The following is a 24,870-nucleotide window of genomic DNA, read 5'->3' on the forward strand; positions in this document are numbered from 1 at the left end:
ACCCATGGCCAACGCGCATCGTTATATTCCCATGACCGAAGAAGACCGCGCCGAAATGCTCTCGGCGATCGGGGCAGGCTCCGTCGAGGAGCTGTTCCGCGACATCCCCGAGGACATCCGCTACCGCGGCGTTCTTCCGATGTCCCCGGCGCTCGACGAAATATCCCTGCTCGGGCACCTGAAGGAGCTCGCCGGACGCAACGCCGATACCGGCACCCGCGCAAGCTTCCTCGGCGCGGGCATCTACGATCACCATATTCCCGTCGTCATCAACCATCTGGCGTCGCGGTCCGAATTTTATACGGCGTATACGCCGTACCAGCCGGAGATCAGCCAAGGCGAGCTGCAGGCGATCTTCGAATTCCAGTCGTATATCTGCGAGCTGACCGGCATGGCCGTCGCCAATGCCAGCATGTACGACGGCGCGACGGCGCTCGCGGAAGCAGCCGCGCTGGCGTCGGGCGCGACCAAGCGCAAGCGGATCGTCGTCTCCCGCGCGGTCCATCCGGAAGCGCGGGAAGTCGTCGCCGCGACGGCGCGCGGTCTGAACCTCGAGCTCGTCGAGGTCGGCTACGCCCCGGACGGCTCGACCGACCTTGACGCCCTGCGCCAGGCGGTCACGCCGGAGACGGCGGCCGTGCTCGTGCAGTCGCCGAATTTCTTCGGCTGCCTCGAGGATCTGACCGCCATCGAGCCGATCGCCCACGGCGTCAAAGGCCTGTTCGTCGTCAGCGCGAATCCGATCGCGCTCGGCCTGCTCGAGGCGCCCGGCAAGCTCGGCGCGGACATCGTCGTCGGCGACGCGCAGCCGCTCGGCATTCCGCAATCGCTCGGCGGCCCGACCTGCGGCTTCTTCGCGGTCGCGGAACCGCTCATGCGCCGGATGCCGGGCCGTATCGTCGGCCAGACGAAGGACATCGACGGCAAGCGCGGCTTCGTGCTCACGCTGCAGGCGCGGGAGCAGCACATCCGCCGCGAGAAGGCGACCTCCAACATTTGCTCCAACCAGGCGCTGCTCGCGCTGTGCGCGTCCATCTACCTGTCGACGATGGGCAAGCAAGGCCTGATCGACGTCGCTTCGCTCAACGCGCGGAAGGCGCATTACGCAGCCGGCGCGGTAGCGGCGCGCAGCGGCTTCTCGCTTCCGTTCGCGGCACCGTTCTTCAATGAGTTCGTCGTCCGCCTGCCGGAAGGCGTGTCCGTGAAAGAGGCGAACCTGGCGCTGCTGCGCGACGGCTATCTCGGCGGATACGATCTCGGCCTCGCCTATCCGGAATTGGCGGGCCATATGCTAGTTGCCGTGACGGAGAAACGGACGCGCGGCGAAATCGACGGCTTCGCGGCCAAATTGGAGGAGGCATCGGCATGACGAATACGAACTTACCCGTACGCGAGGACGCCGCGGGCGCTCCGGTCAAACCGGACAAAGCGCTGATCTTCGAGCTTAGCCGGCCAGGCCGCGTCGCCTATTCGCTGCCGGCGTGCGACGTGCCGGAGGAAGAGCTCTCCGCGCTCATTCCCGAAGCGCTGCTGCGGAAGACGCCGGCGCAGCTGCCCGAAGTGTACGAACTCGACGTCGTGCGCCACTATACGGAGCTGTCGCGCCGCAATTTCGGTGTCGATAACGGCTTTTATCCGCTCGGCTCCTGCACAATGAAATACAACCCGAAAATCAACGAAGACGCGGCGCGCCTCGGCGGCTTCGCCAACCTGCACCCGTACCAGCCGGAGGAAAGCCTGCAGGGCGCGCTGGAGCTGCTCCACACGCTGCAAAACGACCTCGCCGCGCTGACCGGCATGGATCAGGTGACGCTGCAGCCCGCCGCCGGCGCCCACGGGGAATGGACCGGGCTCATGATGATTCGCTCCTACCACGAGAGCCGCGGCGAACGCCGGACGAAGGTCATCGTCCCAGATTCCTCGCACGGCACGAACCCGGCCAGCGCGACCGTCGCCGGCTTCGAGACGGTGACCGTGCCGTCCGACGCGCGCGGCATGGTCGATCTCGGCGCCCTGCGCGCGGCCGTCGGCAGCGACACCGCCGCACTCATGCTGACCAATCCGAGCACGCTCGGCCTGTTCGAGGAGCAGATCGCCGAGATCGCGCAGATCGTGCACGAAGCGGGCGGCCTGCTCTATTACGACGGCGCCAATTCCAACGCCATCATGGGCATCGCCCGTCCGGGCGACATGGGCTTCGACGTCGTCCACTTGAATTTGCATAAAACGATGAGCACCCCGCACGGCGGCGGCGGCCCGGGCGCCGGCCCGGTCGGCGTCAAATCCGCGCTCGTGCCGTTCCTGCCGAAGCCGATCGTCGGCCGCCGCGACGACGGGACGTACTATTTCGACTACGACCGTCCGGCATCCATCGGCCGCGTGAAGGCCTATTATGGCAACTTCGGCATCCTCGTCCGGGCATACACGTACATCCGGACTTACGGTCCGGAAGGGCTGCGCCACGTGTCCGAATGCGCGGTGCTGAACGCCAACTACATGATGCACCGGCTGTCGTCGCACTACGAGGTTCCGTACCCGGGCGTGTGCAAGCACGAATTCGTCCTGTCCGGCCGCGGGTTGAAGCAGTACGGCGTCCGCACGCTCGACGTCGCCAAGCGGCTGCTCGACTTCGGGTACCATCCGCCGACCGTCTATTTCCCGCTGAACGTCGAGGAATGCATCATGATCGAGCCGACGGAGACGGAAAGCAAAGAAACGCTCGACGGCTTCATCGACACGATGATCCGCATCGCCGAGGAAGCGCGGCTTACGCCGGACGTTGTCGTGAACGCACCATACGGCACGGCCGTCCGCCGGCTCGACGAAACGACGGCGGCGCGCAAGCCGGTGCTGAACTGCTCCTGCGGCTGAGGCGGCCGATGTGCCCCGCCGGCCAGCGACGATGCGCGGCTGAAGCGGGGGCGACGCGGCTCTAACGCGGTGCGGTAGCTCCGCCCTTGGAACGGAAGTATGCGGCCGCAGCCGCAACAATGCATAACCCTGCGCAGCGCAAAAAGCCTCCAACTCGCCTAAAACGGGCGGGATTGGAGGCTTTTTTTAGCTGTGCAGCATACTTCGAACGGCCAACGGAAACCCCGTCCGGCCTTGCTTATACCGACTTGCTCTAGCCCTGCTCGTCGTAAAACTTGACCAGCTCGTCCACCTTCACGGCCTGCCCCGTGCGGATCGACTTGTTGGCGGCGATGCCCGTCAGGATGGACCGCGCGCCGTCGACGTGGTCCGCCGCGCGGTTGAATTCGTCCGCGACCGGAACGCCGAAGATGTCGTTCAGCAGCACCGGGTCGCCCCCGCCGTGCCCGCCGTCGCCCAGTTCGAATTCGGCTTTGTACGGTTCGCCGAACATCGGGAAGACGAGGATCGTCACGCCCTGCACCGCGCCCTCGAGCGCCTTGTCGCCGCCGGAGTTGACGTACGACTGCTCGACGACCTTCATCTCGATGCGGCCCTTCGTGCCGTTGAACGCGATCCGGTAGCCTTCCCACGGCAGGTAGGCGTTCAGCGAATACGACAGCTGCGCCTTGTTCTTGTACTTGACGAGCACGCTCATCGTATCCTCGATCGAGATGCCGTCGCCGAAGACGCTCTGGTCGCGCCGGTAGCCGTCCTCCGCTTCCGCGTCGAGGTACATCGCCTTCAGATGCTCGTTCTCGTCCAGCCGCAGCGCGAACGGATCGCCCTCCGCGTTCGGGTTGCCCGTCGCGCGGTCGTAGAACGTCGTCACGCCCCGGTTCTCGGCGTTCTCGCGGCCGTAGAAGAGCAGGTCGCCCATGGCGAAGACGGTGTCCGGCTCCGAGCCGATCCAGAAATTGACGAGGTCGAAATGATGCGTCGATTTATGCACGAGCAGGCCGCCGCTGTTGCGCTTGTCGCGGTGCCAGCGCCGGAAGTAGTCCGCGCCGTGCTGCGTGTTAAGCAGCCATTCGAAATGCACCGACGTCACGTCGCCGATCGTGCCCTTGGCGATGAGCTCGCGCGCCTTGGTGTGATGCGGCGCGTAGCGGTAATTGAACGTGACGCGCACCCGGCGGCCCGTACGGTGGACGGCGTCGAGGATCTGCTGGCACTTCGCCTCGTCCACGGTCATCGGCTTCTCGGTAATGGCGTCGCAGCCGAGCTCCAGCGCTTGAATGATATACGTATGATGCGTCCGGTCCACGCTCGTGACGATGACCGCGTCCGGCCGCTCGGCCTCGATCATGCGGGCGAACTCGTCGTGCTTATAGGTGCGCGCCGCCGGATAATCGTATTTCTCCCGGAGCAGCTTGTTCGCGTAGTCCATGCGCGTCTGGTTAATATCGCAAAAGGCGACCAGCTCCGATGTCTCGCGGTAATGGGTCGCGATCGCGGAATAGAAAAATTCCGCCCGTCCGCCAACCCCGACCTGCACATATCTCTTCTTAGCCATTCGTTCGTCCGCTCCTTTAATTCGGGTTCGTATGCCCTGATGTTTGCCGTCCCGCGGCTCGAAACGGCCGCGTAAGCCGAAGCGTCAATCCCCGCTCCGGGTCCGCCCGCCTTGTCCGCCGGCGCGCGCGGCCAGCGCAGCGGCGACAACCTCGGCGAGTCCGCCGAGCGCCGTCAAGTCCTCGCCCCATGCCGCCTCCAGGCGCAGGATGTTCGCCGCCGTGCGCGCGAGATCGTACCGCCCGCCGCCATCCGGCTCCGGCGCCCAAGCGCCGCGGACGGCTTCGACCAGCGCCTCGTCGTCCCGCGGCTCGAACGGCGCGCCGCCTTCGGGATATGCGTCCCGCGGGCGGTACAGCCAGATCAGCGCGGCCAGCGACTGCCCGATCACGCTGGGGATTTTCCCTTCGGCCTGGCTGTACGCCTTCAAGGAAGGGAGCAGCCGCGTCCGCCATTTCGACAGGCTGTTCATCGCGATGTCGGTCAGCCGGTGCCGGATGTACGGATTGCGGAACCGCTCCAGCGTGCTGTTCACGTAAGCCTCCGCCTCGGCGCGCGGCAGCGGCAGGCCGGGCAGCACCTCGTCGCGCAGCGTCCGCTCCCATACCGGCCCCCACACCGGATGCTCCATCGCTTCCCGCACCTCGGACAGCCCGTCCGCAAGCCCGAGCGTCGCCATCATCGTGTGCGCGCCGTTCAGGATGCGCACCTTGAGCAGCTGGTACGGCGTCAAGTCCTCGACCCAGCGCACGTTCAGCCCCGCCTGCGCCAAGGGCAGCCGCGCCTCCAGCCCGTCCGTCGCCTGGATCGCCCACAGATGGTACGGCTCCGCCGTCGCGAGCAGCGGATCGGCGTAGCCCCACGCCGCGAACAAGCCGTCCGCTTCCTCCCGGGGATACCCGGTGACGATCCGGTCGACGAGCGTGTTCACGAACCGGTTCGACTCCCGCACCCATCGCTTGAACGAATCCGAGAGCTGCCAATCGTCCGCATGGCGGAGCACGATGTCCAGCAGGCGCTCACCGTTCCGCTCGAGCAGCTCGCACGGCAGATGAACCAGTCCCCGCCCGGGATCGCCCGCGAAGGTCACGAACCGGCGGTAGAGGAACACAGTCAGCTTGCCCGGAAAGGACGCCACGGGCACGCCGGGATTCCATTCGGCATGCCGGTACGCAAGCCCGGCCTCCGTCGTGTTGGAGACGACGAATTCCAGCTCCGGCGAATCGGCCAGCGCCAGGAAGGCGTCCCATTCCTCGTACGGGTCGATCATCCGGGCGAACACGGAGACGATCTCCCGCTCCTCGATCTGCCGGCCATCCCGCAGCCCGCGCACGAGCAGCGTATACGCGCCCTGCTGCACCTTCAGCTTCTCCAGGTTCGGCTTGCCGGTAGGGCGCGGCTGGGTAACAGCGACGCCGCCGCCGAACAGCCCCTCAGCGTTGGCGCGATGCACCATCCAATTGACGAAGCCGCGCAGGAAATTGCCTTCGCCGAACTGCAGCACCTTCACGGGCAGCCGGCAGCCCGCCTGCCCTTCCGGCAGCTGCGCGAGGCCAGGGACGCCGCCGCCGGGATTGACCGATGCCGTCATATCGCAGAACCTCCTGCCGTTTGCACGCCGTCGAAGCGGAAATAACGGACCGCGTTGCGGTACGAGATGTCCTGCACGATGCCGCCGAGATACGCCAAATCATGCGGCGCTTCCCCGTTCTCCGCCCAGCCGCCGAGCAGATTGCACAGGATGCGGCGGAAATATTCGTGCCGCGTGAACGACAGGAAGCTCCGCGAATCGGTCAGCATGCCGACGAACCGGCCGAGCAGGCCGATGTTCGCAAGCGAGGTCAGCTGGGCGAGCATGCCGTCCTTCGTATCGTTGAACCACCAGGCCGAGCCGAGCTGCAGCTTGCCCGGAATGCCGCCGCCCTGGAACGAGCCGATGATCGACGCCAGCACGTCGTTGTCCCGCCCGTTCAGCGAGTAGAAAATCGTGCGCGGCAGCGCGCCTTCCCGCTCCCACGCGTCGAGCAGCCCGACGACCGCCTTCGCCAGCGGGCCGTCGTACATCGAATCGTACCCGGTGTCCGGGCCGAGCGCCGCGAACATCCGGCCGTTGTTGTTCCGGTGGGCGTGCAGGTGGAGCTGCATGGCCCATTCCCGCTTAGCATACCATGCGCCCAGCTGAAGCAGGGTAAAGGTTTTGTAGCGATCCTCCTCTTCTTTGGACAACGGCTCGCCGTTCAGCGCCTTCTTGAACGCCGCGGCGGCGTCCTCGTACGAAGCGGCCGCATACGGAACCTCGTCCAGCGCGTGGTCGGACACCCGGCACCCGTGCTCGTGGAAGTCATCGACCCGCGATTCCAGCGCGGCGAGCAGGGCGCCGTAATCCGGAATGGACCGGCCGGCCGTCTCCTCGAGGCGCTGCAGCCACGGCCGGAACGTCTCCTTGCGAAGGTTCAGCGCCTTGTCCGGGCGGAACGACGGCAGCACGCGGGCCGGGACGGTCCCGTCCGCCCGGATCGCCCGGTGATGCTCGAGCCGGTCGGCCGGATCGTCCGTCGTGCAGATGACCGCCACGCGGCTCTTGCGGATCAGGTCGCGGACGGCATAGCCTTCACCGGCGAAGCAGGCACCCGTCTGCTCCCAAATGGCGTGGGCGTTGGCCTCGTTGATGAGCTCGTTCACGCCGAACAGCCGGCGAAGCTCCAGGTGCGACCAATGATAGAGCGGGTTGCCGAGCGTATACGGCACCGTGCGGGCATAAGCCGCGAACCGGTCGTAGTCGCCGATCCCCGGGCCGCCGGTGACGAGCGGCTCCTCGACGCCGTTCGCCCGCATAGCGCGCCACTTGTAATGGTCGCCGTACAGCCACGCTTCGGCCAAATTGGCGAACCGCTTGTTCTCCGCGATTTCCTTCGGATCCAGGTGACAGTGATAGTCGATGATCGGCAGAGACGCCGCGTAGTCGTGGTACAGCTTGACAGCGGTTTCGTTCTGCAAGAGAAATTGTTCGTCCAGGAACGGCTTCATGCGCGAATCCTCCATCTCCATAGCGTTCTTATGGTATCATAAGACAAAATACGTCCGGCGGAATGGCCAATTTTGTTCAAACGACCGGATATATGATCGATTTTGTCCCGAGGTGAGCCTATGAGCGCGAAAGAGCAGATCATCGTCGAGTACGGGCACGAGGAGCGGGAGTTTTACTTCAGCCAGGTGCAGCGGACGGCGCCGTTCGAGCGGAACAATCACTACCACGGCACGTACGAAATCTACTATTTGCTTGCGGGCAGGCGCTATTATTTCATCAAGGATGCCTCGTATTCCGTCGCGGCCGGGGATCTCGTGTTCATCAACAAATACGACGTGCATAAGACGTCCGTGCTCGGCTCCCCGCAGCACGAGCGCATCGTCATGAATTTCAGCGACGACTTCCTCGGCAGGGACCATCCGCTCTTCCGGCCCGAGCTGCTGCGGATGTTCGTCCGCGAGCCGCATCAGTTCCGGCTGAAGCCGCAGGAGCAGTGGCATGTCGAGCGCCTGCTGCGGCGCATGGCTGAGGAGGCGGGGCGGCAGGAAGAAGGCTTCGAGCTGGCCCTGCGGCTGCTGCTGACGGAGCTGCTCCTGTTCGCGGGCCGGCTGAAGGCTGAGCCCGCCGACGCCGCCGAGGATCCGCTCAGTCCCGTTCACCGCAAAATCGGACAGGTCGTCAAGCATCTGAACGCCCACTTCAGCCAGAAGCTTCCGCTGCCCGAGCTGTCCGCCGACTTCGGACTCAGCCCCGCTTATCTCAGCCGCATGTTCAAGAAGATCACGGGCTTCACGATCGTCGGCTACCAGCACCTGATGCGCGTCCGCGAAGCGCAGTCGCTCCTGGCCGGGACGGACGCCAAAATCGCGGACATCGCCGTCGCCGTCGGCTTCGAGCAGTTCGCGCATTTCAACCGGACGTTCAAGAAGCTGACCGGCGCCTCGCCGACCCGCTACCGGAAATTGAACCGCCGCCCGTAGCCCGCGGGCAGCCGCGTGCCGTGCGCTGGCCGTGGGCGGCTTGCGGACTGGCCTCGGGCGGCCGCGGCCGGCGGCCGACGGGCGCCGATGGCTGCCGACGCCTGTATACTGCTGCACCGGGCGCCTCGCCAAGCGGCAGTCATCCGCGCCCGCTTGCTCCCATGCGAAAAAGCCCCGGAATCCGGGGCTTTGTCATTGCTATACGCTTATTGTCGCCGTGATCCCGCGCTGTGCGGTGTCACCGCGGCCTTGGCGGACATGAGCGTCCGCCGGCGCGCGTTACGACAGGCCCTTCGCCGCCGCCGTGAACGCCTGCGCCAGCTTCGTCAGCTCGTCGAACTTCCCGTCCTTGACGAGCTGCTTGTCCACGAGGTTGCCGCCGAGCCCGACCGCGACCGCGCCCGCGTCCAGCACGCTTCGGATGTTCTGCAGATTGACGCCGCCGGTGGCGATCATCGGGATATGGTTCAGCGGCGCGCGGATCTCCTTCATGTAGTTGATGCCGAGCGAGCCGAGCGGGAACAGCTTGACCGCCGTCGCGCCGGCTTTGAACGCGCGCACGATCTCGGTCGGCGTCATCGTGCCCGGCCAGACGTCCACGCCATGCTCCAGCCCGTACGCGATGACTTCCTCGTCCAGATTCGGCGAGATGATGTATTCCGCTCCCGCGGCGACCGCTTCCTTCGCCTGCCCGAGATCGAGCACGGTGCCGGCGCCGATCCGCATGCGGCCGGCATATTGCTCCCGGAACCGGGCGATCATGCCGAGCGCCCCGTCCGTGTTCAGCGTCACCTCCAGGAAGACGATGCCCCCGTCGGCCAGCGCCTTCGCGGCGGCGTCGCCCGCTTCCTCCGGAATGCCGCGGATGATCGCGATGATTTTCTCTTCAGATAAAGCCTGCAATAGGTTCAACGTCATGATAGAACTCCCTTCTCCGAATGCCTCGTTCGGCTGCAAAAAGTTGTCGTTTGCTTGCTGTTCAGCGGGCCATCCAGCCGCCGTCGACGCAGAGCACGTGGCCGTTCATATAGTCGGAAGCGGCAGACGCCAGGAACACCGCCGGTCCCTTCAAATCGTGCGGGGTGCCCCAGCGGCCCGCCGGGATGCGCTCCAGTATGGCCTGGCTCCGCCGTTCGTCCGCCCGGAGCGGCGCCGTGTTGCGCGTGGCGATGTAGCCCGGCGCGATCGCGTTCACCTGAATGCCCTTGCTCGCCCATTCGTTGGCGAGCGCCTTCGTCACGCCGGCCACCGCATGCTTGCTCGCCGTGTAGCCCGGCACGTTGATGCCGCCCTGATAGCTGAGCATGGAGGCGATGTTGATGATCTTCCCGCTGCCCCGCTCGATCATGTGGCCGCCGGCGAGCTGGCTGAGGAAGAACAGCGCGTTCAGGTTCAGGTCGAGGACGTCGTGCCAATCCCGGCGTGCGTGCTCGGCGGCCGGGGCGCGGCGGATCGTGCCGGCATTGTTGACGAGAATGTCGACCTGCCCGAAGCAGCCGAGCGCCCGGGCGAAGACCGCCTCCAGCCCGTCCAGGTCGCTCAGGTCGGCGGAAAATTCTTCGATCGTTCCGCCGGCTTCGCGGACCATCGCGACCGTCTCGGCGCTGTTCGAGGCCGAGACGGCGACGACCGACGCGCCCGCTTCGGCGAGGCCGGCCGCGATCGCCTGGCCGATGCCGCCGGAGGTGCCGGTAACCAGCGCCGTCTTGCCCGTTAAATCAAAGCTCATCGCTCCCACTCCCTTGTATGATTGCCCGCGCGCCGCCTTGGCGGAACCGCTCCGCCGTCCCGGACGGCATGCCCGAGTCCGTAATGATCGCCGCGACCTCGTCCAGCCTGGCGAAGGTGAAGAGCGCCCCCTGCCCGAACTTGTGATGATCCGCCGCCACGTACGAAGCCTTCGCCGTCTCCAGCCACGCCCGCTTGATGCCGACGGATTCGCCGGAATAGATCGTGAAGCCGTACTCGGCATGCACGCCCGTGGCGGAGAGAAACGCCTTCGCGATGTTCAGCTTGCGGATGTAGGCTTCCGCCTCGGCGCCGATCAGCACGTTCCGGCTCTGGTAGCCGCCGGGCACGACGAGGCGGATCCGCTCCCTGCGGGACAGCTCCGCGATGATGAGCAGGTCGTTGGTCACGACGGTGAGCGGCTGATCCGCTAGCTGCCGGGCCATCTCCAGGGTCGTGCGTCCGCCGTCGAGCGCGATGACCTCGTTCGGCTCGACGAGCGCCGCGGCCGACGCCGCGATCTCCCGGCGCTCCGCCGCGTTAGGCGCTTCCTCGCGCTTCGGCGACAGGATGCCGAGCTGGTTCGGCTGCGCGAGCACCGCCCCGCCGTGCACGCGGGCCAGCAGCCCTCGCTCCTCCAGCTTCGCCAGGTCCTCCCGGATCGTCTTGCCCGTGACGCCGAGCGCCTCGGTCAGCTCCGCGACCGTCACCTCGCGCGCGGCCAGCAGCGTCTCCATGATTTTCTCGTATCTTCGCAGTGGATTCATGTCGGATTCATCGCTTTCTTACGTCGTGATGCGTTTATTTTAACTCGTTCATCGCCACGGCGTCCATGTCCTCGAACACTTGGTTCTCGCCGGCCATGCCCCAGATGAACGTGTAGCTGCTCGTGCCGACGCCGCTGTGGATCGACCAGCTCGGCGATATGACGGCCTGTTCGTTGCGCAGGACGATGTGGCGCGTCTCGTCCGGCTCGCCCATCAGATGGAACACGACGCCGTCCTTCGGCATGTCGAAATAGAAATAGACCTCCGAGCGGCGGTTATGCGTATGGCACGGCATCGTGTTCCACATGCTGCCGTCCTTCAGCAGCGTCATGCCCATGACGAGCTGGCAGCTCTGAATGCCGCCGGTATGGATGTAGCGGTAGATCGTCCGTTCGTTGGAATTCGTCCGGCTGCCGAGATGGTTCGGGGACGCTTCGCTGATCGCGGCCTTCACCGTCGGATATGTCTGATGCGCGGGCGCCGAATTCAAATAGTACTTCGCCGGGCTGCCCGCGTCGCCGCTCGCAAAGACGACGTCCCGCGCGCCGCGTCCGACGTAAAGGCAATCCTTGCTCGCCATTGCGTACGTCTCGCCGTCGACCGTCACCGTGCCCGCGCCGCCGACGTTGATGATGCCGATCTCGCGGCGCTCCAGGAACGTCGCCGCGCCGATCGCCTTCGGGTCCGCCTCGAGCTTGACGGTCTCGCGGACCGGCACGACGCCGCCGATGATGAACCGGTCAACGTGGGAATAGCTCAGCACGAGCTTGTCGGCCTGGAGCAGCCGCTCGATCAGGAATTCGTCCCGCAGGCGGGCCGTGTCGAACGCTTTAACCTCGTTCGGATGGGAAGCATAACGGATTTCCATGGCTTTGCATTCTCCCTTTCATGTTCATTTATGTTCGTTTGTTTCCTTATACGTTCATTTTAGAACCGAAACGCCGTTTTGGCAACGGGGAGCGGGCAAAAACCTGCCGATGCCGCCAATCGCAAAGAAGCATCCCGCTTCATAAGCGGCATGCTTCTTCATGATGATGAACGGTTCGGGACTAACGCAAGCCCGTCAACGATTCCCTAAGGGATCACGCTTCTTCCTTCAGCTTGTAGCTGACGAACGCCAAGCATCCGCTATCCGGCGACCAGGAGTTGACGTTGAGCGTGCCTTGTCCGCCGAACAATGCCGCGAGCGTGCGGTAATCGCCGCCGGAGCTCGGCATAACGCGAATCTCGACCTGCTTGTTCGCGGGATGGTCGCCCGGCGCGACGTCGTCCTTCCGGTACGTGATATACGCCACTTGTTCGCCGTCGGGCGACACGTGCGGGAACCAGCTGTTGCTTTCGTCGAACGTCATCTGCGTCTGCTCGCTGCCGTCCGCGTTCATCCGCCACACCTGCATCAGGCCGGATCGCACCGAGTTGAACCAGATGTGCTTGCCGTCCGGCGTGTATTCGGGCCCGTCGTTCAAGCCCTCCGTGAAGGTCAGCTGACGTTCGATGCCGCCGGCAGCGGGAATCTCGTAGATATCGTACTCGCCGTCCCGCTCCGCGCAGTACGCGAGCGTGCTGCCGTCCGGCGACCAGCCGTGCAGGTAGCTCGGCGCCATCGGCGTCACGAGGACCGGCTGCCCGCCTCCGATCGGGAACGTATAGATGCGCGATTGACCGTCCTCGTACGTATGATGGCTGACCGCGACGAACGCGCCGTCGGGCGACAGGACGTGATCATTGTTGCACTGCACCGCGAAGCCCGAATTGATGACCTTGCTCTCGCCCGCGGCGATGTCGAACGCATAGAGATAGCCCAAGCTGTTATAGATCAAATGCTTGCCGTCGGGCGTCCAATTCGGCGCCTCGACCAAATAATCGAATTCGGCCAGAGCGCGCCGTTCCCCGGTCCGCACGTCGACGGTTTCCAGAATGCTGATGACGTTCCTTCCGGCTTCTTGCCGCGGTTCCTTCAATCGCTTCATGCTCTCGCTCCTTCTTGTCTGTCCGGGACGTTCCCGGGATCCCGGCGGCGTTACGCCTTCGGCTTAATGTTCAAGTTCACGCCCAGATCGTCCTCGCTGTCGACGATCGTCCAGCTGCTGCCGGGATAATACCCGACCGTGCGCATCGCATACCCCATTTTCTCCAGTTCGCCGATCACCGCGTCGCGCTTGTCGCCGACCTGGAAGCCCAGATGATGGACCCCATTGCCGTGCTTGTCGAGAAACTCGCGGAACGTGCTGTCATGCTCGTCCGGCTCATGGAGCTCGATGACGAAGCTGCCGGCTTGAATGACGGCGAACTTGAGGCCGTAATAGGCCGGCTCCCCGCGATAGGTCAATTCGGGATTGCGGGCCGGCGGATGTTCGGCGATGTCCGGCACCGGCACGTTGAAGAAGCGGGCCCAGGTCTCTGCAGCCTTCCGAATGTCCTTCACGACGAGCGCGATCTGGATGAACCCTTCGAATCCGATCGGGTTGTTCATGGCGGTTCTACCCCATTTCATACATAAAGTGATGATTCCTGCTGCCTATGAAGCGTCAAACCGCCATTGCCTTCCCCTCGCGGCCGGCGATATCGAACAGCGGGCGTTTGTGGCCCGCTTTGCATTAGGCACGGGCGTCCTCCATCAGTTCGCTGATGGCCACCCAGCGGCGCTCGGCGATGGAGATATCGACGGCCTCCAGCACTTCCTGGCATCGGATGCCGTCCCGGAAATTCGGCTCGGGCTGGCGGTCGTCGCGAATCGCTTCCATCAATTCCAGCGCTTCGTGCACGAACGTATGCTCGAAGCCGATCGTATGGCCGGGCGGCCACCACGCCTCCATGTACGCATGGGCGGGATCGGTCGCGAGCACGCGCCGGAATCCCTGCACGTCTGCGGCGTCGCCGGCGAAATACACCTCCAGCTCGTTCATCCGTTCGAAGTCGAACCGCACGCTGCCTGCGCTGCCGTTGATCTCGAACCCGTTCGTGCAGCGATGGCCGGCGGCGAACCGGGTCGCCTCGAAACTGCCCAGCGCCCCGCCCGCGAACCGGGCCAGGAACAGCGTCGCGTCGTCGACCGTCACCTCGCCAGCCGGTCCGTCGGCGCTGCCCTGCGCGTGCAAGCCGCTCATGGATTCGGCGATCGGCCGGCGTCTCACGAAGGTCTCGTTCATGCCGGCCACCTCGTCGATTTCGCCGACCAGGTAGCGGGCCAGATCAATCAGATGCGCGTTCAAATCGCCGTGCGAGCCGGAGCCCGCCACTTCCTTCTTGAGCCGCCAGACGAGCGGAAACCCCGGATCGACGAGCCAATCCTGCAGGAACACAGCGCGGAAATGATGAATCCGGCCGATGCGTCCTTCGTCGATCAGCTTCTTCGCCAATCGGACTGCCGGCGCGAACCGGTAATTGAAGCCGGCCATATGCTTGACGCCGGCCGCCTCGGCGGCGGCGAGCATCTCCCGGGCGTCGGCCAGCGACAGCGCGAGCGGCTTCTCGCAGAGCAAATGCTTGCCGGCCTTGGCCGCCGCGACGGCGATCTCCTTATGCGCGTCGCTCGGCGCATTGATGTCGACGACGTCGATATCCGGCCGCGCGACCAGCTCGCGCCAATCCGTGACGGCATGCGCCCAGCCGTAGCGCTTCGCCGCCTCGCGCACCCCCGCCTCGTCCCGGCCGCAGATCGCGTTCATGACCGGCGCCGGCGCATCCGGGAAAAACATCGGCAAGTCCCGGTACGCGTGGCTGTGCGCCTTGCCCATGAATTTATAGCCGATCATGCCGATTCGTACTTCCTTCATTTGCTGATTCCTCCCTGCCGTAACGTTGCCGATTGTCCGGGCGGCCTATTCTTTGACCGACCCGAGCGTAATGCCGTGAATGAAGAAGCGCTGCAGGAACGGATAGACGAGCAGCACCGGTACCATCGCGATGAAGATTTTGGCCGCGCTCAACGTCCGGTTGGAGAGCTGGCTCATCCGTTCGAGCTCGTCCGTGGACATCGTCGACGGATCCAGCATGACGACGACCTGCTGGATGTAGGTCTGCAGCGGATAGAATTGCTCCCGCGTCATGAAGACCAGCCCGTACAGGAACTCGTTCCAATGGTAGACGATGCTGAAGAGCGACACGGTGGCCAGCACCGGCGCGGACAACGGCACGTACACCTTGAGTAAAATATACCAAGGACCTGCACCGTCCACGAGTGCCGCCTCGTTCAGCTCCCGCGGCAGATTGCGGAAGAAGTTCATCGCCAGAATGACGTTGAACACGAGCGTCTGCGCCCCGCCGACCAGCACGAGCGACCAGACGCTGTTGAACAAGCCGAGCTTCCGGATCGTCAAGTACAGCGGAATCAAGCCGCCGTTGAACAGCATGGTGAACAGGACGACCCACATGAGCACATTGCGGAGCCGGAAGTCCTTGATCGTCTTCGACAGCGGGTACGCCATCAGCGGGACGACCAGCAGATTCAGGCCGGCGCCCAGCACGACGCGCTTGACGGACGTCCAGAACGAGACGAAGAATTGATTGTCCTGCAGCAGCTGCTTGTAGGAATTCAGGTTGAAGCCGACCGGCCAGAGCGAGATCTGCCCGCCCGCCGCGGCGGCCTTCGTGCTGAACGAGACGGCCAGCGTATACCAGAGCGGCAGTATGCAGGTCGCGGCGGCGGCGACGAGCACGACTACGAGCAGGGCGTCGAACAGCTTAGATCCGAGCGTCGTTTCCTTCACCATGGCGCTCGCCTCCTCTCCTTAGAAAATCCGATAATTGGCCCACTTGCTCGCGGCGACGTACGAGAGCGCGATCAGCACGAAGCCGACGACCGATTTGAGCAGGCCGACCGCCGTCGCGAGCTCGTACTGCATGTCCATGAGGCCCGTCCGGTACACCCACGTATCGATGATGTCGCCCGACGAATACACGAGCGGATTGTACAGGTTGAAGATCTGATCGAAGCCCGCGTTCAGCACGTTGCCGAGACCGAGCACGGCGAGCAGAGCCGCCGTCGTGCGGATGCCCGGCAGCGTCACATGCCACAAGCGGCGCATCCGCGACGCGCCGTCCATCCCCGCCGCCTCGTACAAGGCGGGATTGATGCCGGTCAGCGCGGCCAAGTAGATGATCATGTTGAACCCGAATTCCTTCCACACGTCCGAGCCGACCGCGAGAAACGGGAACAGCGCCGCGTTCGCGAAGAAATTGTGCGCGCCCAGGCCGAAGAACTTCATCAGGCCGTTGATCGGGCCGTCGAAGGCGAACAGGTCCAGCACGATGCCCCCGAGGATGACCCAGGACAGGAAATGCGGCAGGTACACGATGGTCTGCACCCACTTCTTCAGCACCGCGAGGCGCAGCTCGTTGAGCAGCAGCGCGAAGACGAGCGGGACGATCAGATTGGCGACGATCTTCATGACGGCGATGAAGATCGTATTGAAAAAGATGCTCGCGGTATCGCTGAGCGTGAACATATAGCGGAAATTCTCCAGCCCGACCCACTCGGAGCCAAGCATGCCCTTAACCGGGCTGAACTGCTCGAACGCGATGATTATTCCGAACATTGGGAATATACTGAATATTCCAAGCCAGACGAAGCCCGGCAGCAGCATGAAGTAGTAGTGCTTGGCGAATCGTTTGCTGTGCATGCGTGTTCCCTCCCCGAAATGACGGCCGGCAGGCAATGGAAAGGGGCTTGGATCCAAGCCCCCGGCAAGATCTTATGGCTTCACCGCTTCGGCGACCTCGGCGGTTATTTGATCGCCGCCTTCCTTCTTCCAGTCGGCCACGAACTTGTCGAACGTATCGAGCGGCGCCCCGCCGACGACGATTTTCAGGAACGTCTCGTCTTCCATCTTCTTCAGGTTCGTCCACTTGGTCTCCATCGCGTTCGTCTGCGAATAGAGCAGGCTGCTCACCCGGTTCATTGGTACGTCCACGAACGGCGCCACACCGACCATGATCGAGTACAGCCGCGTCCAGGCACCCATGTCCGCCGTCGGATTCCAATACTGGATGTCCATCTTGTCGTACGGCTCGAGCTTCACCTTCTTGATGTTGTTCAAGTCGCCCGCGAGCAGCTTGTACTCCGGCTTGTCCGCGAAGTCTTCGGGCTTCTTGGTGCCCGCGAGCACCTCGCGCACCGCCTGCACGGTAAACTCCGACTCGTCGGACGGCCCGAGCGCCAGCCGGACGGGATAGAACCCGATCGAGCCTTTGGCCAGGTCGAATTGGTTCTCGTCGCGCAGCAGCAGGTTCTGCAGCTTAATGACCGCTTCGGGATGCTTGTAGTCCTTGGAGATGACGACGAATTGCCCGGCCGGCGCGCTCAAGTGCGGGCTGAATCGGCCCTCGGCGTCGAGCGGCAGCGCGTACGCCTGCCAGTTCGCTTTCGGATCTTGCTTGACGGCGTCCGTGAGCGGACCGTAGCCCATCCACCACGGCGCGAAGAACATGCCCGTCTGTCCGCTGACGATGGACTCGCCGGAGTCCGTGCGGATCGCCATTTGCGGATCGATCAAGCCCTTGGCGTAGAGGTCGCGAAGCTTGCCGAGCGCTTCCTTCGTCTGCGGCAGCGTCGAGCCGTAGGCCGGATTGCCGTCCGCGTCCTTCACCCAATACCCCGGGTACGCGCCGTAGGCGGAAAAGATCGGATCGAAGCCGTACAGATTATTCGCGGAATCCAGGAAGTTCGCGTACATCTTGCCGCTGCTCGACGGACCGGCGATCCCGATCGTATCCGCTTTGCCGTCGCCGTCCGGGTCCTGCTTGACGAACGCTTCGGCCACCTTCTCCAGGTCGGCCATCGTCTTCGGCGGCTCCAGCCCGAGCTTGTCGAGCCAATCCTTGCGGATCCACATCTCGTGGATGCCGGCATCCTCCGCCTGCGGCAGCGCCATAATCTTGCCGTCGAACGTGACGGTGTCCAGCGCGCGCTTGTTGGAATCCTGCAGGACGCGCTTCAGCGCCGGGGAGGCGTACTGGCCGAAGGCTTCCGTCAGGTCGGCCAGCTGCCCGTTCTCGTACATGCTGCGCAGCTGCTGCGCGTTCACGATCATCGCGTCCGGCAGGTCGTTGCTGGAGATGGACAGGCTGACCTTCTGGTCGTAGTTCGTCGGCGACGCCGTGAAGGCGTCCGTGACGTCGATGTTCAGGTTATCCTTGATGTAGCGCGTGAACTGGTTGTTCTCCGGCGTGTCGCCCGCGGGCAGCGACTTGTCGGACGGGTCGACCTTCTGGCCGACGGCCAGCTCGACCGGCTCGGCATACTTGCCGAACGGATCGGCCGGTCCCGCGGACGCGTTCCCCGTCTGGCTGCCGCCGCCGTTCGTTGCCGTATTCGCGTTCGAATCTCCGTTCGAGCCGCAGGCGCTGACGAGCAGCGCGGCCGTCAATATCGCCGCGGCGGCCGGGATGCTTTTTCGTTTATTTTTCATCTTGCTCCCCTTCTTTCCGGCTTGTCATCGTTTCTGGCAACCTAACTATAACGCACGAAAGGCCTCGAATAAGACGGGAAGCGGCACGGTATTAAGGGAGAGAAACGTGCGCTTCGGGCCTGCTTATTTCCTGATCCCGGCTGAATTCGTCCGATTCGGACATCGCTTTCGCCCCGCCGATCGGACATCCCTCTACCTTGCCGGCCGCAGACGGCGCCTCAACCGGGAGATATGTCTGATTTCGGCGCCGCGGGCTACCGCTCCTTGCGGTGGAGCTTCCGGTAGGCGCTCGGCAGCTCGCCCGTCTGCTCGCGGAACACCGTGCTGAAGTATTTGCCGTCCAGGTAGCCCGTCTTCTCCGCCACCAGCGGGATCGGCATGTTCGTATGAACCAAATATTCCTTGGCCTTGTCCACCCTTGCCTGGCGCACGTACTCGTTGAACGTCTTGCCGACGAGGTCCTTGAAGCATTGACTGAAATAACTGCGGCTCATGTTGACTCGCCTCGCGATATCCGCGACGTACAGCTGCCCGCCCAGCTGCTCATGCACGTACCGGACGGCCTTCCGGACAGCTTCCTGAACCTCCTGGGAATAATGCGGCGATCCGAGCGCCCGGCTCAGGATCGCCTTCGCCTGCCTCAGCCGCTCCTCGGCATCCGGCCAGCCGTCGACCGATTCCGGAAGCGCGAGCGGTTCGGGCAGCAGCGAGCCGTACAGCGCGTTCCATTCTTCCGTCAGCCCGCGCAGCAGCGGCAGGAGCCTAGCCGGGGGGAGCGCCGCGTCGCGAAGCCGCTCCAGCAGCCGGCCGAACCGTTCGTCGTCCCCGACCCAATCGGGCGACCGCCAGGGCTCGGCGGCCTCGGCGAGCTCGTCCTCGCGCGCGTCCGCTTGTCCTCCGCAAGCTGGGGGCGGCGCTTCGCCTTCGGCCTCGCGCGCCGCGCCGCCGGACTGCCGCCGCTTGTTCTCTTCGTCGGCGATCCGCTCGCGGATGCGCGCCAGAATCTCGGGGAACCGGTCCGCCGTCAGCTCCACCTTGGCGATGTAATCGATGGCGCCGAGCCGCAGCGCTTCCTGAATATATTCGAAATCCTGGTGCAGCGTCAGGACGATGATGTACAGCCGAGGATACCGCTTGCGGACGACGCGCATCAGCTCGATGCCCGACATGACCGGCATCGCGAGATCGGTCAGCATCAGGTCCGCCTCCTCCCGCTCCAAGTATTCGATCGCCTTCTCCCCGTTCTTGGCTTCGCCCACGACCTGCATGCCGTATTCCGACCACGGCAAGGACGTGATCAAGCCCTGCCTCACCAGTTTCTCGTCGTCCACGATCAATACCCGAATCACGCCGTCTCCTCCTTTGCTATCGGCAAATTCAATAAGATGCCCGTCCCTTGGCCGGGCACGCTTTCGATGCGGATCCGCGCTTTGCCGTTATAATAGGCCTCGAGCATCCGCTTCACGTAGTTCATGCCGATTCCCATGCCCACCTTCTCGCGCTCCGGCTGCTCGCTGTGCAGCAGCTTGGCGATGGCTTCCTGCGTCATCCCCGATCCGTTGTCCTGGATGGAGATTTCGATCATCTCGCGCGCTTTGACGAGCACGTGAATGACGCCGTTCTCGCTGAAGCCGTGGTAGAGCGAGTTTTCGACCAGCGGCTGCAGGATGAAGCGGGGGATCGGCATGTCGAGCAGGCTCGGCTCCACCTCGATGTTTACCTGAAACTCGAAGTCGTAGCGAACCTTCTGCAAAATCAAATATTGCTTGAGCGCGTCCACCTCGTCGCGGATCGTCGAGGACTGGCCGAGTTTGCCCAAATTGTAGTGCAGCAGCTTGTTGAGCGACGTGATGATCCGGTCGATCTCGCCCTGTCCGTTCATGACGGCGAGCCAATGCACCGTATCCAGCGTGTTCATCAGAAAATGCGGGTTGATCTGATAGAGCAGCTTCTCGACCTCCAGGTCGGCCCGGCGCTTCTCCTTCTGCTGGACCTCGACGAACAGCTCCCAGATCTGCGTCTTCATGTCGCGGAATTGCGCGAGCAGCTGGTCGAACTCCGGGATGCGCGTCGGGGCGAGATTCGCCGGCGTCCGGCTGCTGGTGAGCGATTTCATCTCCTTGTTGAACGTGGACAGCGGACGGTAGACCATCTTCCACAGCAGCCACCCCATGAACGCGCTGAGCCCGAGGAAGAACAAGGAGGAACCGATGATTTGCAGAAACCACTTGTTCATCTCCTTGTCGTAGTCCGCGGTCGAGATGACCGATACGATGCTCCAGCCCTGATTGCTCGTCTCGTCGAACCAATAGAACGGCTTGCTCAGGCCGTGCGACTTCTCGGGCGAGTCGCTGGCGAACGCCGTGCCGAGCGGATATTCGGCCGGAATTTCGCTGTACGTGATTTTGCGGTCATTGTCCAGGAACAGGTAATACGCGTGCTGGGGATTCCGGCCGTTGTCGAGCAGGCTCTCCGTCAGCTTGAAATTGCTCTCGATGTACACGTACACGTCGTCCCGGCTCGGCAGGTCCACTTTCCGCAGGGCGGACAGAACGTAGTTGTTGTTGAACCGGTCGTAGCTGATATGCGGCCCGTAATACGTGATGCCGTAATATTCGGCGAGCAGCGGCAGCGTCTTCGGATCGAAGTCCGGCTTGACGCCCGTGTTCTCGAATTGGTGCAGCCCGTCCTTCTGGAAGTAATACATCGTCAGCCCGACGTTCGTGTTCGTGAAGGTGATCAGGTTGAGCTCGGCGTTGATCTGCGTCGTCATCTGCGACCGCTCGTACGCGTTGTTCGAGGTGAGCAGAATTTCCAGGTCCCGGCCGATCGATCCTTTGAACGCGAGCTGTTCGGAGACCGAATTCAAATTGTTGACGGCGTTCTCGAGGGACAGCTCCACCTGCCGCAGATTGCTCTGCAGATTGTCCTGGATCTTGTTCGTCAGGATCGAATAGATCGTGTGGTAGGAGATGAAGAAGACGAAGATGAAGGGCAGCAGCGAGCTGATCAAGAAGAGAATGATGATCCGCTTCTTCAGCGTCACGGACCTGCCGCTGAGCGCCTTCGCGATTCGGTCGACAACGTTCATCGTTTGCGTCCTCCTTTCGTCGATAGATGCCAATTTTACCTAGTGATTGTAACAGGCATTGCAGGAACCGTAAATAAATTCCACATTATCCCATATAACATAAAAAGCGCCGCTTGGGCGCTTTTAAGAAAGGGTGGATGAGGTCCGGAAGACAGATAAAAAAGCGTCGCTAGGACGCTTTAAAGATAGAATGGATGAGGAGTATCGATGATCCGTTAGCCCAAATGCCCCAATCGCCCGCCGAGCTGGAGCTCGAAGCCGCCTGCCTTGCCCAAGCCCTGCGCGATGGCCTTCGCTAACGCCTGCCGCGTGCCCTCGGTCGCGGCCAGCGATAGGAACGCCGTCCGGGATTCGATCAGCTCGGGCGCGCCGGGAAGTCCCGCGCGATTGAGGAGCCGCTTGGCTTCGCTCAGCGCTTGTTGATCGAAGGACGCGATCCGGCGCGCGAGGTTGTCGACGAAGCCGCCCAGCTCCGTGTCCGGAAGGGCCCGGTTGATCCAGCCGTAGCGCTCCGCGGTCCGCGCGTCGTAATCGTCCGCGCCGAGGACGATCTCGAGCGCCCGGGCGCGGCCCGCGAGCCGGGCCAGCATTTCGTTGCCGCCGCCGCCCGGTACGATGCCGACCCCGACTTCCGGCTGGCCGAAGACGGCCTTCTCTAGACTGGCGAACCGCATATCGCAGGCCAGCGCGAATTCGCTGCCGATGCCCCGGGCGCGGCCCCGGATCTCCGCGATGCTGACGACGGACGACTTGGCCAGCCGCGTCGTGAACTCGAACCAGGCGGGCAAGTCCGAGGCCCGAGGCGATTTCGGCGCTTCGCCCGCGCGCGCCATATCGTAATGCGCGATGAAATAGTCGGGATCCGCGCTGTCGAACACGACGACTTTCAGTTCGGGATCCGTCTCGAATTGGTCCATGTGCGTCAACAGCTCGTCGATCGTATCCGGATCCAGGAGGTTGATCGGCGGATTAAGGAACGTGACGCGCCAGTAAGCAGAGGTCTTGCGGTTTACGGTCAATTGCTTGTTCATGGTAGGATGGCTCCTTTATTGTTTAAATTATCGATGCCGGTTGCCCGCACAGATCCTGCCCGGAATGCGGTCCGCCAGCTCCTCGGTGATGCCGCTCGCCAACGCCAGCGCCAGCGTCTGCGCTCGGATGAAGGCCGTTTGGTCGAAGAGATTCGTATCCATGATTTCGTGCTCCTATACGTGTTAGGGGAGGAGGCTCCGTTTGCCCGGTATTTCTTGACCACTCGGTCAAAAAAGAGTAAAAAAAATATCCCAGAGCTCCTTCTCTAACGCCGCTATTTAGGCCGTCGCACGCTCATCCAAACTCCCTTTCGCTGCCTGCCCGCCTTTCATGAGGTCAATTTACCATAACAAGAACAATCGGTCAAGAATAAAATTGACCGATTGTTCCAAAATAAAACCGGCTACGTTGCGGGCATCAATAGACCGGGGGGAGACGGAAGAACGCCTAACTTAATTATTTACAATGAATCATATAAAAGGTTATAAATGGTTTCATTTTCACATATATTTCACTTCCTTTCACGAAATTAATATTATATATTAAACCGTATAAATAAAATATTAAACTTTAAGCAGTTAGCAATGATAGTATAGGTCTAAAATATTGACCTCTGGACTGCAACCAAATGAAAGGCAGCGGATTGATCGCAGCCGTTGCCTTTCTGACAGCATGGCGGAAGGAGGTTTCGCGATGAAGGCGCTTATCGTAGATGACGAACGACATGTCCGGGAAGCTGTTCGACTGCTGGTGGAGTGGGAGAGGCACGGCATTGGGGAGGTATACGAGGCAACGGACGGCGAATCGGCCATTCAAGTGATCCGGGAGCATGATCCGGAAATCATCATTACGGATATGAGGATGCCCGGAATGGACGGTACCGAGCTGCTCAGTTGGATCCGGGAACATGCGCCCTCCAGCAAATCAATCGTGATCAGCGGATATGATGATTACCATCTCATCCGTCATTCGATGACGGCCGGAGGATTGGATTATCTGCTCAAGCCGATCAACGAGAGCGAGCTTCAGAAAGCGGTCAAGCAGGCCGTTCTGCTTTGGCAGCGAGAAGCCGTTTCACGCAAGCTTCATTGCAGCGTTAACATCGAGGTGAACCGGCTCAAGCCGATTTATTGGGAGAAGCTGTTCACCGAATTGATTCAGCACCCGGACGATAACCGCAGCCGATTATCCGAGATTCAACGGGATTTTTCAGAATTCGGCGCTATGGACACATGCAGATGCTCGGTACTCAGCCTTGCGAAGATGGACGAGGGGCTCCGGCAAGAATTCGTGAACCACCAGGACCTGCTGTTCTTCGCACTCACCAATGTGTGCAATGAGATTCTGCGAAGAACATTGTCCGGGTTTGCCTTCCGGTACTGGTCAAGAGAGGATGAAGTCGTGCTGCTGCATTGGAAGCATCTCGAACGCGTGGAGGAAATCGTCAGAAAAATCAATAATAGCTTGTTCGATACCCTCGGCGCCAGATTCGACTTCGGAGTCAGCTCAGACAAAAGGTTCCACTGTGAAGTTCAGCAAGCTTATCTTGAGGCCAAAGCCGCACTCCATCAGCGCAATATTGAACCGGCATACGACCGGATTTATATACTTGAACATGCTCAGAACCGAAAAGTGATGGCAGAGATTCAGCACTACATCGAGACGCATTATTTTACCGACTTGTCGTTGATGCAGCTTTCGAATCAATTTCATTACAGCCGAGAGTACATTTCAAGGCGCTTTAAACAAGCGTTCGGCGTAAACGTTTGGGATTATTTACATCAAGTCCGGATCGACAACGCCAAGCTATACTTGGCGAATCCGTGCTTGAAAATCTCGCAAATCGCCGAAATGGTGGGATATGGAGATATAAAATATTTTAGCAAAGTGTTCAAGAAAACAACCGGCTGCACGCCGCAAGACTACCGGAAAGACCTTCAACCGTGATCCGCGCCCGCATCGCATGCATCCCAGTCAACTCCTCCATTCACCGCCATTTTCTAAAATAGGTCTGCATCAGCGCACGGCTGCTCCCTCTTGCAGAAGGGGAAGCAGCCGTGCGAATTTTTATGCCTTCGATCAACAGCGGCAGCATGCCTCTCGACGTAAACGGCCATTGCGGGCTGATTTACGCGTGATAGCTTGTCAATATCCTACTAAAAGGAGCTAATATCAGGTACCGAAAATCGTAACCTTCTCTACTATACTGGGGAAGCACACACAACTTTCACCATGAAGGGAAGCGATTTCGCATGAAAAAATCGGTTGCAAAAAAATTAACCGCAGGGGCAATGGCATTTACCTTGGTAACCGGCGGTGCCGGTCTCGCCATCCTGAACACCACGTCACACGCCGCTAAAGCAGCGGCCGCTGACGTACAAGCAGGCCCGGTCGCGAAACCGACGGCGGC

At 62.3% G+C, this 24,870-nt stretch carries 21 protein-coding genes; 4 read left to right on the plus strand and 17 right to left on the minus strand.

Annotated elements, in window-relative coordinates; genetic code table 11:
- Positions 1-4: 4 nt before the first annotated feature.
- Together gcvPA and gcvPB are read left to right on the plus strand one after the other, a co-directional pair.
- Positions 5-1,369 carry an aminomethyl-transferring glycine dehydrogenase subunit GcvPA gene (gcvPA, locus tag ACFPB1_RS11530; RefSeq protein WP_379225234.1) on the plus strand — a complete coding sequence of 455 codons (1,365 nt, stop codon included), beginning with the start codon at positions 5-7 and terminating at the stop codon, positions 1,367-1,369.
- Positions 1,366-2,871, plus strand: a complete 1,506-nt coding sequence (gcvPB, locus tag ACFPB1_RS11535) for an aminomethyl-transferring glycine dehydrogenase subunit GcvPB (RefSeq protein WP_379225236.1) — start codon at positions 1,366-1,368, stop codon at positions 2,869-2,871. Before gcvPA ends, gcvPB begins: the two co-directional genes overlap by 4 nt.
- Positions 2,872-3,124: 253 nt before the next feature.
- Here gcvPB and ACFPB1_RS11540 read toward each other — a convergent pair whose 3' ends face one another.
- From ACFPB1_RS11540 to uxaC, 3 genes are all read right to left on the minus strand, one after another.
- Positions 3,125-4,426: a Gfo/Idh/MocA family protein gene (locus ACFPB1_RS11540; RefSeq protein ID WP_379225238.1), complete on the minus strand. Its 1,302-nt coding sequence runs from the start codon at positions 4,424-4,426 to the stop codon at positions 3,125-3,127.
- 84 nt (positions 4,427-4,510) lie between these two features.
- Complete coding sequence (locus ACFPB1_RS11545) at positions 4,511-6,016, minus strand: tagaturonate reductase (protein ID WP_379225240.1); 1,506 nt, start codon at positions 6,014-6,016, stop codon at positions 4,511-4,513.
- Positions 6,013-7,452, minus strand: coding sequence for a glucuronate isomerase (gene uxaC / locus ACFPB1_RS11550; protein WP_379225242.1), 1,440 nt, complete (start codon positions 7,450-7,452; stop codon positions 6,013-6,015). Before uxaC ends, ACFPB1_RS11545 begins: the two co-directional genes overlap by 4 nt.
- 120 nt (positions 7,453-7,572) lie before the next feature.
- On the opposite strand from uxaC, the gene ACFPB1_RS11555 reads away from it, so the two are divergent.
- Positions 7,573-8,433: an AraC family transcriptional regulator gene (locus ACFPB1_RS11555; protein WP_379225244.1), complete on the plus strand. Its 861-nt coding sequence runs from the start codon at positions 7,573-7,575 to the stop codon at positions 8,431-8,433.
- 279 nt (positions 8,434-8,712) lie between these two features.
- Here ACFPB1_RS11555 and ACFPB1_RS11560 read toward each other — a convergent pair whose 3' ends face one another.
- From ACFPB1_RS11560 to ACFPB1_RS11625, 14 genes are all read right to left on the minus strand, one after another.
- Positions 8,713-9,351 carry a bifunctional 4-hydroxy-2-oxoglutarate aldolase/2-dehydro-3-deoxy-phosphogluconate aldolase gene (locus tag ACFPB1_RS11560; RefSeq protein ID WP_379225246.1) on the minus strand — a complete coding sequence of 213 codons (639 nt, stop codon included), beginning with the start codon at positions 9,349-9,351 and terminating at the stop codon, positions 8,713-8,715.
- Positions 9,352-9,412: 61 nt separating this feature from the next.
- Positions 9,413-10,162: a 2-dehydro-3-deoxy-D-gluconate 5-dehydrogenase KduD gene (kduD, locus tag ACFPB1_RS11565; RefSeq protein ID WP_379225248.1), complete on the minus strand. Its 750-nt coding sequence runs from the start codon at positions 10,160-10,162 to the stop codon at positions 9,413-9,415.
- Positions 10,152-10,928, minus strand: coding sequence for a DeoR/GlpR family DNA-binding transcription regulator (locus ACFPB1_RS11570; protein ID WP_379225250.1), 777 nt, complete (start codon positions 10,926-10,928; stop codon positions 10,152-10,154). Before ACFPB1_RS11570 ends, kduD begins: the two co-directional genes overlap by 11 nt.
- 34 nt (positions 10,929-10,962) lie before the next feature.
- Positions 10,963-11,796 (minus strand): 5-dehydro-4-deoxy-D-glucuronate isomerase, encoded by an 834-nt coding sequence (gene kduI, locus ACFPB1_RS11575; protein WP_379225252.1) that lies wholly within the window; start codon positions 11,794-11,796, stop codon positions 10,963-10,965.
- 214 nt (positions 11,797-12,010) lie between these two features.
- Positions 12,011-12,898 carry a TolB family protein gene (locus ACFPB1_RS11580; RefSeq protein ID WP_379225255.1) on the minus strand — a complete coding sequence of 296 codons (888 nt, stop codon included), beginning with the start codon at positions 12,896-12,898 and terminating at the stop codon, positions 12,011-12,013.
- A gap of 50 nt (positions 12,899-12,948) precedes the next feature.
- Positions 12,949-13,401, minus strand: a complete 453-nt coding sequence (locus tag ACFPB1_RS11585; protein WP_379225257.1) for a VOC family protein — start codon at positions 13,399-13,401, stop codon at positions 12,949-12,951.
- Between the two features lie 124 nt (positions 13,402-13,525).
- Positions 13,526-14,704, minus strand: coding sequence for a Gfo/Idh/MocA family protein (locus tag ACFPB1_RS11590; protein ID WP_379225259.1), 1,179 nt, complete (start codon positions 14,702-14,704; stop codon positions 13,526-13,528).
- Positions 14,705-14,749: 45 nt separating this feature from the next.
- Positions 14,750-15,640, minus strand: coding sequence for a carbohydrate ABC transporter permease (locus tag ACFPB1_RS11595; protein ID WP_379225261.1), 891 nt, complete (start codon positions 15,638-15,640; stop codon positions 14,750-14,752).
- Between the two features lie 18 nt (positions 15,641-15,658).
- Positions 15,659-16,549, minus strand: a complete 891-nt coding sequence (locus ACFPB1_RS11600; RefSeq protein ID WP_379225263.1) for an ABC transporter permease — start codon at positions 16,547-16,549, stop codon at positions 15,659-15,661.
- A gap of 72 nt (positions 16,550-16,621) precedes the next feature.
- Positions 16,622-18,337, minus strand: a complete 1,716-nt coding sequence (locus ACFPB1_RS11605; RefSeq protein ID WP_379225265.1) for an extracellular solute-binding protein — start codon at positions 18,335-18,337, stop codon at positions 16,622-16,624.
- 254 nt (positions 18,338-18,591) lie between these two features.
- Positions 18,592-19,686: a response regulator transcription factor gene (locus tag ACFPB1_RS11610; protein WP_379225267.1), complete on the minus strand. Its 1,095-nt coding sequence runs from the start codon at positions 19,684-19,686 to the stop codon at positions 18,592-18,594.
- Positions 19,683-21,428: a sensor histidine kinase gene (locus ACFPB1_RS11615; protein WP_379225269.1), complete on the minus strand. Its 1,746-nt coding sequence runs from the start codon at positions 21,426-21,428 to the stop codon at positions 19,683-19,685. The genes ACFPB1_RS11610 and ACFPB1_RS11615 overlap by 4 nt, the downstream gene beginning before the upstream one ends.
- 215 nt (positions 21,429-21,643) lie before the next feature.
- On the minus strand, positions 21,644-22,459 hold the full coding sequence (locus ACFPB1_RS11620) for an enoyl-CoA hydratase/isomerase family protein (RefSeq protein ID WP_379225271.1): 816 nt from the start codon (positions 22,457-22,459) through the stop codon (positions 21,644-21,646).
- A gap of 27 nt (positions 22,460-22,486) precedes the next feature.
- Positions 22,487-22,621: a hypothetical protein gene (locus ACFPB1_RS11625; RefSeq protein ID WP_379225274.1), complete on the minus strand. Its 135-nt coding sequence runs from the start codon at positions 22,619-22,621 to the stop codon at positions 22,487-22,489.
- A gap of 532 nt (positions 22,622-23,153) precedes the next feature.
- Here ACFPB1_RS11625 and ACFPB1_RS11630 point away from each other — a divergent pair.
- On the plus strand, positions 23,154-24,407 hold the full coding sequence (locus tag ACFPB1_RS11630; protein WP_379225276.1) for a response regulator: 1,254 nt from the start codon (positions 23,154-23,156) through the stop codon (positions 24,405-24,407).
- The last annotated feature ends 463 nt before the right edge of the window (positions 24,408-24,870 follow it).

It is taken from the genome of Paenibacillus sp. GCM10023250, from assembly GCF_042653205.1.
Taxonomy (GTDB): domain Bacteria; phylum Bacillota; class Bacilli; order Paenibacillales; family Paenibacillaceae; genus Paenibacillus_Z.